This is a genomic window from Ferruginivarius sediminum (genome assembly GCF_003344765.1).
Taxonomy (GTDB): domain Bacteria; phylum Pseudomonadota; class Alphaproteobacteria; order Kiloniellales; family Rhodovibrionaceae; genus Ferruginivarius; species Ferruginivarius sediminum.
The window spans coordinates 1-1,345 of sequence record NZ_QPMH01000054.1; the positions used below are offsets into that span (position 1 = coordinate 1).

At 68.9% G+C, this 1,345-nt stretch carries 1 protein-coding gene; it reads left to right on the forward strand.

The window, feature by feature from the left end; all coding sequences use genetic code 11:
- Nucleotides 1-76 precede the first annotated feature (76 nt).
- Nucleotides 77-1,189 carry an IS5 family transposase gene (locus tag DRB17_RS19775; protein WP_114583947.1) on the forward strand — a complete coding sequence of 371 codons (1,113 nt, stop codon included), beginning with the start codon at nt 77-79 and terminating at the stop codon, nt 1,187-1,189.
- Nucleotides 1,190-1,345 lie beyond the last annotated feature (156 nt).

Here is a 1,345-nt window from a genome sequence, read left to right on the forward strand (position 1 = left end):
CAGGACGCTGAAAAAGTAGCTGACGCCGGCGGTTTGGCGTGATTCCCTCCGGCATGGACGAACGCGGGAGGGACGGATGCGCGGGGACGACGGCCGGTCGGGCAGCCTGTTCAGCTATGTCGATCTGGAGGCGCGGGTGCCGAAGCATCATCCGCTACGGGTGATCCGGGGCATCGTCGACGATGGGCTGGGCGAGCTGTCCGGCACGTTTGCCGAGATCTATAGCGATCAGGGCCGCCCCAGTATTCCGCCCGAACGGCTGTTGCGGGCCCTGCTGCTCCAGGCGCTTTACGGCCTGCGCTCGGAGCGGCAGATGATGGAACGCCTGGATTTCGACCTGCTGTTCCGCTGGTTTGTTGGGCTCGGGATCGACGATCGCGTGTGGCACCCGACGGTCTACGCCAAGAACCGCGACCGCCTGTTCGAGGGCGTGGTGGCGGAGCGCTTTCTGGCCGCGATCCTCGCCCATCCCAAGGTCAAGCCGCTGCTGAGCCGGGAGCACTTCTCGGTCGACGGCACCCTGATCGAGGCGTGGGCCTCGGTCAAAAGCTTCCAGCCCAAGGATCAGGACGACAGCACCGGCGATGACGATCCCCCTTCGGGTGGCCGTAACGCTGAGCGGGACTTCCACGGCGAGCGGCGGTCGAACGCGACCCATGCCTCGACCACGGATCCCGACGCCCGGCTGTTCCGCAAGGGCCGGGGCAAGGAGGCCAGGCTCGCCTATATGGGCCATCTCCTCACGGAGAACCGCAACGGCCTGATCGTCGATGTGCGCACCACCCGGGCCCATGGCAACGCCGAGACCCTGGCGGCGGTGGACATGCTGGCGGCACGCCCGTGCCGCCCGGGCATGACCGTCGGCGCCGACAAGGGTTACGACACGGCGGACTTCGTGATGGAGGTGCGCGACCTCGGCATCACCCCGCACGTCGCGCAAAACGCCTACGACACCGGCAAGGCCCGGCGGCGCTCGGCCATCGACGGCCGCACCATCCGCCATGCCGGCTATGCCGCCAGTCAGCGGGCGCGCAAGCGCATCGAGGAATGCTTCGGCTGGATCAAGGCCGGGGCCGGCGGCCGCAAGGCGCGGCACCGCGGCCTCGATCGCGTCGGCTGGCAGGTCACGCTCACCGCCGCCGCCTACAATCTCGTGCGCCTGCCCAAGCTGTTGGCGGCCGCCCCCTGATGGACAGGCCCCCTGAGTGCCGGACCACCGGCCGCCGGCGAGCCGCATTCCACCACCGCCGGGAATGCAACGCCCTCGATCCCAGCCCGCGCTCAGACATCGCCGCCCGAAAATCCAACGGTTGAGCGCGCCTCGGCCGGGTTTTTCAGCGTCCTG

Bases quoted from the DNA above. Each gene is read 5' to 3' on its own strand.
- DRB17_RS19775 (WP_114583947.1), top strand. From the start codon at position 77: ATGCGCGGGGACGACGGCCGGTCGGGCAGCCTGTTCAGCTATGTCGAT.